The 5775-nt window shown below is 73.8% G+C and carries 6 protein-coding genes and 1 rRNA gene; 6 read left to right on the top strand and 1 reads right to left on the bottom strand.

The window, feature by feature from the left end:
* Both rrf and allB read left to right on the top strand, forming a co-directional pair.
* Positions 1–82, top strand: a 5S ribosomal RNA gene (rrf, locus tag CHB94_RS24050); the annotation flags it as partial.
* 748 nt (positions 83–830) lie between these two features.
* Positions 831–2144 carry an allantoinase AllB gene (gene allB / locus CHB94_RS24055; RefSeq protein WP_089339070.1) on the top strand — a complete coding sequence of 438 codons (1314 nt, stop codon included), beginning with the start codon at positions 831–833 and terminating at the stop codon, positions 2142–2144.
* A gap of 4 nt (positions 2145–2148) precedes the next feature.
* On the opposite strand, the gene CHB94_RS25525 is transcribed toward allB, so the two are convergent.
* Positions 2149–2307 (bottom strand): hypothetical protein, encoded by a 159-nt coding sequence (locus CHB94_RS25525; protein WP_176445738.1) that lies wholly within the window; start codon positions 2305–2307, stop codon positions 2149–2151.
* Positions 2308–2404: 97 nt separating this feature from the next.
* Here CHB94_RS25525 and alc point away from each other — a divergent pair, with 97 nt between their 5' ends.
* The 4 genes from alc to CHB94_RS24080 form a co-directional block, all read left to right on the top strand.
* Positions 2405–3541 (top strand): allantoicase, encoded by a 1137-nt coding sequence (alc, locus tag CHB94_RS24065; RefSeq protein WP_254920888.1) that lies wholly within the window; start codon positions 2405–2407, stop codon positions 3539–3541.
* 82 nt (positions 3542–3623) lie between these two features.
* Entirely contained in the window at positions 3624–3929 is a 306-nt protein-coding gene (locus CHB94_RS24070; RefSeq protein WP_217899499.1) for a DUF4333 domain-containing protein, read from the top strand.
* Between the two features lie 41 nt (positions 3930–3970).
* Positions 3971–5344, top strand: a complete 1374-nt coding sequence (locus CHB94_RS24075; RefSeq protein ID WP_089339073.1) for an 8-oxoguanine deaminase — start codon at positions 3971–3973, stop codon at positions 5342–5344.
* Between the two features lie 89 nt (positions 5345–5433).
* Positions 5434–5775, top strand: a 342-nt coding sequence (locus CHB94_RS24080; protein WP_141137649.1) for a transposase, incomplete at its 3' end; no start/stop codon positions are given.

Raw genomic sequence — 5775 nt, forward strand, 5'->3', positions numbered from 1 at the left:
CATTCCGAACCCGGAAGCTAAGCCTCTCAGCGCCGATGGTACTGCCCCGGAGACGGGGTGGGAGAGTAGGACGCCGCCGGACAACCATTCCCGAAGGGGCCCCAGCACCGCTGGGGCCCCTTCGGCATTTTCGCGTCCCATGCCGGTGAGGACGCGGACAGTCGCAGGATCGCGCCGGGTACGCGTGCGGCGCACGTTCCCCGGGTCCGGTTTTCGTCACGTGAGGAAGAAGCGCCCGAGGATGGCCGGCACTGCGCCGGCGAAGGGCGCGGCGATGCGCGCGTAGGGCGTCGGTGCGGCGACCGCAAGGTCCGCCCGAGGCGCACCTGTCACCACCGGAGCAGGAACTGCGGCTCCCCTGCACCGCGGTGCCGGCCTGCCGCCGTCGAGCATGGCCTGGAGCTGGACCCCACCGAAGTCGGGGGCGATGGCCGGCGACCATGTGCCCCGGGCCCGGATGGCGTCCGCGGCGAGCTCGGCGGCCGCACGCGCTCACCGCAGCCGAGGAGGAGCTCCTCGGCCGCACCGGTTGTCCGCTACCGCACCACCGTCGGACCTGGCCCGGTGGGCCGGCCTGCTTGCGGCCGGGGGCTGTGGGGCCTATGCATCCACCGTGCACGTCGCGGACGGCGAGTCAGGTGCCGCCGCCGGGGAGGCAGCCGTCAAGCGGCGCCTTCCGGGTGGCGGGGTGACGACGGCCGGGGTGCGGAGCCGCGCCGGGCGGTGCGCACGGCCGGTACCTGCACCCGCGGGTGCCGGCGTAGAGCGAGCTGACCGATGAGCAGAGCAACCCGACGAGCGCGACCGACGAGCGCCGGCGGGGAGTCGGCGTGAACCTCGTCGTCCGGGCGCGCCGGGTGGTGCTGCCCGACGGTGAGCACCCTGCCGCCGTGCATGCCGAGGACGGCCGGATCACCGCTGTCACCGCCTTCGACGACGCTCCGACCTCCGCAGTCACCCTCCTCGACGACGAGGTGCTGCTGCCCGGCCTGGTCGACAGCCACGTGCACGTCAACGAGCCGGGACGCACCGAGTGGGAGGGCTTCGCCAGTGCGACGCGGGCCGCGGTCGCCGGAGGCATCACCACGATCGTCGACATGCCCCTCAACTCCATCCCGGCGACGACGACTCCCGATGCGTTGCACGTGAAACGTGAGGCGGCGAAAGGCCAGGTCAGCGCCGATGTCGCCTTCTGGGGCGGGGCGGTCCCAGGAAACCTCGACCAGCTCCGCCCGCTGCACGAGGCCGGGGTGGTGGGGTTCAAGTGCTTCCTCCTCGACTCCGGCGTCCCCGAGTTCCCGCCCCTGGACGATGCTGCACTCCGCGCGGCCCTCGCCGAGCTGACGGCCGTCGACGGGCTGCTGATCGCCCACGCCGAGGACGCCGACGTGATCGCGGCGGCGCCGGAGGCCGGCGGGCCGAGCTACGCCCGTTTCCTGGCCTCCCGGCCGGGCGCGGCGGAGGAGTCGGCCATCGGGCGGCTGGTGGCCGCGGCCCGCGACACGGGGGCGCGGGTCTACGTCGTGCATGTCGCCGATGCGGACGCGTTGCCGATCCTCCGGAAGGCGCGGTCGGTCGGCGTGCGGATCACCGTCGAGACATGCCCGCACTACCTGACGTTCGCCGCCGAGGAGGTCCCGGACGGCGCGACTTCGTTCAAGTGCTGCCCACCGATCCGCGAGGCCCGGCACCGGGAAGGACTGTGGGCCGCGCTCCTCGACGGCGACGTCGACCTCGTCGTCAGCGACCACTCCCCGTGCACCGCGGACCTGAAGCGGCTCGACGTCGGCGACTTCGGTACGGCCTGGGGTGGCATCGCCTCCCTGCAGGTGGCCCTACCGGTGGTCTGGAGCGGCGCCCGTGCGCGGGGCATCGGGCTGGAACGGGTGGTGCGCTGGATGGCCGACACGCCGGCGCGGCTGGTCGGGCTGCCGGCCAAGGGCTCGATCACGGTGGGCAAGGACGCCGACCTGGTGGCGTTCGCGCCCGAGGAGCGGTGGACGGTCGGCGACCTGGAGCACCGCAACCCGTTGACGCCGTACGCCGGCCGCGAGCTGCACGGCGTCGTCCGGCGGACGTGGCTTCGCGGCCAGGTCGCGGACGGCGGCCCGATCGGGCGACTGCTGGACCGGGGAGGCCTCTGACCGGCTACTGCTGCTTCCGACCCTCCGCGTTCTCGTCGTAGAGCTCCGGGTCGTCGGTGGAGCCTCCGGCGGGATCGGCGTTGCCCAGCGCCGTCTCCGCCGGCAGGTGCTCGACGTAGTCCTTGGCGCGGGCTTGCAGGTCGTCGTGGTCGGGGGTCGTCATGGCGAGCTCCAGACGTGTCATGGACCGGTGTGCCCTGCTGTCCGGTGCCCCGCCATGTCACAGTGACCCGCCCCGCATCACATCGCAAGGGAGCCCCGTGTCCGACATCCCCGCCCCGGACTTCGTCCAGCTGTGCGACCTGGCCGGCCGTTCCCTCGGCGGGGCCGTCCTCGCGGCGAACGACGAGTTCTTCGCCGCCAAGGAGAACCTGGTGCTGGCCGAGGCGCCGGCCGCCCGGGAGGACTTCGGGCACCGCGGCAAGGAGTACGACGGGTGGGAGACTCGCCGTCGCCGTATGCCGGGCCACGACTGGGCGGTCGTCCGGCTCGGTGTCCCGGGCATCGTCGCGGGCGTCGTCATCGACACCGCCTTCTTCACCGGCAACTATCCGACCCGGGCGTCGGTCGACGGCGCAGCGGTCGAGGGTCACCCCTCGATCGACGGGCTGGGTAAGGCCGATTGGCAGCCGCTCGTCCCGCTGTCCGACCTCGCGGGCGACACCGCGAACGCGTTCGCGGTCGAGTCGGGCCGGCGGGTCACCCACGTCCGGCTCAACATCCACCCGGACGGCGGCGTCGCCCGGCTGCGCGTGCACGGGACAGCGGTACCCGACCCCCGCATCATCGACGCGGGACCCCTCGACCTCGCGGCGCTGGAGAACGGCGGCCGGATCACCGGCGTCAGCGACGCGTTCTACGGCCGCCCCGCGCAGCTCATCTCCCGGGGGCTGGCACGCAGCATGGGCGAGGGCTGGGAGACCCGGCGGCGACGGGACGACGGCAACGACTGGGTCGAGGTCACGCTGGCCTGCGAAGGCGTGGTCACCCTCGCCGAGCTCGACACCACCTGGTTCCTCGGCAACGCCCCCGGCACCGCGTCCCTCACCGGCATCGGGCCCGACCGCGAGGTCACGCTCCTCCCGCGCACGCGGCTGCAGCCCGACACCCGGCACCGCTTCGTGATCCGTCGGGCACCCGGGGTGGAGAAGGTCCGGCTGGACGTCTACCCCGACGGCGGGATGGCCCGGCTACGGCTGTGGGGCCGGCCCACGGCCGCGGCGCGGGCGGCACTGGGGCGGCGCTGGTTCGACGCCCTGCCCGACGTCCAGGCGCTGGAGGTCCTGGGCTCGGTCGGGCTGCCGCCTCGGATCGCCGGCCGCCTCGTCGGCGACCGGCCGCTCTCCGGGGAGCTCTTCCCCGAGGTCGCCCGTCTGCTCGACGGTCCGTCCCGCTGAGGACCGCGCGCGAACCCGTGGGACCGACGCGCAGGCGCCGCTAGGGTCGGCGCCCCTCACCTCCCGCCGCGAGGAGCTGCCCGTGTCCCGACGCCGGCGCCTGCTGGTCGCCACCCCGCTCCTGGCCGTGGGGCTCGCCGCGTGCGGCAGCTCCCTGGCCGCGAACGACATCGCCGACGGTGCGGAGGAGGCGCTGGAGGCAGAAGTCGGCGTCCGGCCGGACGTCTCCTGTCCCGAGGACCTCGACGCGGAGGTCGGTGCGGAGGCCCGCTGCACCCTCACCGTGGAGGGCGACCCGGAGGAGTACGGCGTCACGGTGACGGTCACCTCGGTGGAGGGCGACACCGCGAACTTCGACGTCCAGGTGGACGACGAGCCCAGCGGGTGAGCGTGAACTCCCCCGTCACGCGGCCTGGGGAGGATGCGGGCGTGGACACCCCTGCGCGCGCCGACCTGCTCGTCGCGGATGCCGAGCTCGTGACCACGGTCGACGACGCCCGCCGCGAGATCCCCGGCGGCTGGGTCGCGGTCACCGACGGGGCCATCAGCGGGCTGGGTGGTCCCGCCGACCCGGAGCCGGATGCCGCCCGGCGCGTCGACGCCCGCGGATGCCTGGTCACACCCGGCCTGGTCAACACCCACCACCACCTGTACCAGAACCTCACCCGCGCCTTCGCGCCCGCGCTCACCGGCGGCCTCTTCGACTGGCTGGTCACCCTGTATCCGCTGTGGGCGCGGCTGGACGAGGAGGCCGCGTACGTCAGCGCCTACGTGGGCCTCACCGAGCTGGCGCTGGGAGGCTGCACCACCTCGACCGATCATCTCTACGTCCACCCTCGTGGCGGCGGCGACCTCATCTCGGCCGAGGTGGCCGCGGCCCGTGACCTCGGCATCCGGTTCCACCCCACCCGCGGCTCGATGTCGCTGTCGGTGAAGGACGGCGGGCTGCCGCCGGACTCGGTGGTCCAGGACGACGACGAGATCCTCGCCGACTCCGCGCGGCTGGTCGACCTGCACCACGACCGGTCGCCCCTGGCCATGACCCGCATCGCGCTGGCGCCGTGCTCTCCGTTCAGCGTCTCGACGGAGCTGATGAGCAGGACTGCGGAGCTCGCCGGGCAGCTCGACGTCCGCCTGCACACCCATCTGTGCGAGACCCAGGACGAGGACGCCTTCTGCCTGGAGACCTTCGGCCGGCGCCCGGTCGACTACCTGTCCGACGTCGGCTGGATGACCGACCGGACCTGGCTCGCGCACGTGGTGTGGCCGTCGCCGGACGAGGTGGAGCGCCTGGGCGCGGCGCGTGTGGGGGCCGCGCACTGCCCGTCGTCGAACATGATCCTGGGCAGCGGGCTGTCCCCGGTGGGGGAGCTGCGGGCCGCCGGCGCGCCCGTGGGGCTCGGCGTGGACGGCTCGGCGTCGGCGGACTCCGCGTCCCTCTGGCTCGAGGCGCGGACGGCGATGCTGCAGGGCAAACTGCGGCACGGCGCGGGCTCGATGTCGGCGCGCGACGCCCTGGAGATCGCCACCCGTGGCGGCGCCGCCTGCCTCGGCCGGGCCGGTGAGATCGGCGAGCTGTCGGTGGGCGCGTGCGGCGACCTGGTCGTGTGGCCGCTCACCGGACCGGCGTTCGCCGGCGCGCTGTCCGACCCGGTGGAGGCGTGGCTGCGCTGCGGCCCCGTGGCGGCGCGCCACACCGTCGTGAATGGGCGGCTCGTCGTGGCGGACGGCGTCCCGGTGCACCCGGGTCTGGACGAGCAGCTCGCCGTCCACCGCCGGGTATCGGAGCGCCTCCAAGCCTGAGGGTGGGACTAGTACTACAGCCGCACCTACTTCGGTCGGCTGCGGCGCGTCTGCGGGGTTGAGGCAAGGGTGCCGACGACGGTCGGCGGATGGCCGAGGATGTCACCGTGGCCGAGGTCGAGGACTGGGCCGTGGGTCTGGAGAAGGTGCTCGAGCGGATCGGGTCGCGGTTCGCCCGGGCGGAGCCGCGGGCCCGGGCCGGGGTCTATCTGCGCGGACTGCTGTCGCAGGCGGAGCGCAAGAACGGGTGGACGCTGGCCGAACAGGCCGGCGATGCCACCCCGGATGCGATGCAGCGGCTGCTCAACCACGCCGACTGGGATGCCGACGCGGTCCGCGACGACCTGCGCGACTACGTCGTGGAGCACCTCGGCGACGACGCCGCGGTGCTGGTGATCGACGAGACCGGGTTTTTGAAGAAAGGCACTAAG

Origin of the sequence: Blastococcus mobilis (genome assembly GCF_900188025.1) — a bacterium.
Classification (GTDB): domain Bacteria; phylum Actinomycetota; class Actinomycetes; order Mycobacteriales; family Geodermatophilaceae; genus Blastococcus_B; species Blastococcus_B mobilis.

What these genes read in the sequence shown, in the direction of transcription:
- CHB94_RS25525 (WP_176445738.1), bottom strand. Translation starts at nt 2,307, where the DNA reads ATGACGACCCCCGACCACGACGACCTGCAAGCCCGCGCCAAGGACTAC.